Raw genomic sequence first — 1,421 nt, 5'->3', positions numbered from 1 at the left:
TAAAAGATTACGACTTTCCCATAAAATCGGGCTACTACTTTAATCCGGCGGGTAAATATACTTTTGAGATTACAACCGTTAACTACAAGACCAGCCAGGGTAAGACAAAAGAGCATGAGGAGCTGGTAAATGCATTAATTAACTCCTTTAGATATGAATCAAACTTGATATATATTGATGGCAACAACCAGCCCGTGAACATTGCAAATGGATCGTACAAAACTCCGGGAATATTGACTGCAAAAAACAACAAGGGTATTGGCAGCAAGGAACTGATACGTGTAACCACTACTGAATATAAAAATACACCAAATGAAGTAGTTTACTATTCTGATAAACCCTACGAAAATGAAAATGAAAACAAAAGCCATGACTTTTGGAAAATGTCTATGGAAGGTTATTCGTTGTCCGGAAGTCTGGACAGTTATACGAAATATAAATATCGAGAATATGTTGCCGGGAAGCAGAAGGTATATGAAATAACCGAAACAACAAAGGTTGAAATTGTAGTAAACGGAGGTAATAATAAATTTTACACTCATCCCAAGATGCCTGACGGTGAATACTATATCAGAGTTTGGCTGGACAACATAAACTTGGGTAAAATGTCCGGAGTGGACTGCAAAGCAATAAATGATACATTGAAGGGTGTAGTTTTAGATAATATAATAGTTACAGTAAAAGGTTCAATATATGATGACATAAGCTAATTATTGCCAAAAGTTTGAGAACAGTAAGATGACGTATTGGACGAGCCTGTATTAAATAGCAAGAGCAAGGTGAAGGTATGAATATTTTTAAAGAACTGCTTAAAAAGAGAGATGGGTCGTTAACTGTAGAGGCTGCAATTTCATTGCCCCTGTTTATGTGTGTGTTTTTATCCATAGCCTTTTTCATGAAGGTTGTGTACATACATAATAATGTTCAGTATGCAATAAACGGTGCGGCAAATGAAGTTGCAACCTACAGCTATCTTTATTCAATTTCCGGCCTTCGTGAGGTGAATGATGCTATTACAGAAACAACTGAGGAATATGGAACAACTGCATCGGATCATACAAAGCAAGTTTTGGAGGCTTTTGACGCATTGGGAAATATTTCGCAGGAGAGTATAGAGTCATTTAAAGGATTGGCAGCGGGCGATTCGACTCAAATAGACAGGTTAAAGGAATTGTATGAAGAAGGCAAAATTTCAGTGGGCGTTGTTAAGGACGTTTTTGGCGAAGTAAAGGAAAATCCCAGGAAAGAATTCATCAGTGTTGCCTCTTTGTTTTTCAGTGCAGGTTTTGAGAAAATTAAGTCTGAATTATCCGAACCGATAATTAAGCTATTTATGAGAAAATACATTGATGAAAGGATTTTCAACAGTAAGGGCGGACCGGGTGCTTACATTGTAGTTAAAGAAGGACAAGACCCTTTAG

1 protein-coding gene and 1 pseudogene are annotated in these 1,421 nt (G+C 37.1%); both read left to right on the top strand.

Going from position 1 to position 1,421, the window contains the following annotated elements:
• Positions 1–710 (top strand): annotated as a pseudogene (locus JCM21531_RS17200) (hypothetical protein); the annotation flags it as partial.
• A 77-nt stretch (positions 711–787) separates the two neighbouring features.
• Positions 788–1,421: TadE/TadG family type IV pilus assembly protein (locus tag JCM21531_RS17195; protein WP_038291655.1), on the top strand; the 634-nt coding region annotated here is incomplete at its 3' end.

This window comes from Acetivibrio straminisolvens JCM 21531, from assembly GCF_000521465.1.
GTDB classification, from domain to species: Bacteria; Bacillota; Clostridia; order Acetivibrionales; family Acetivibrionaceae; genus Hungateiclostridium; species Hungateiclostridium straminisolvens.
Note: the sequence above shows the minus strand (reverse complement) of the source record. Positions and strands in the feature narration are given on the sequence as shown.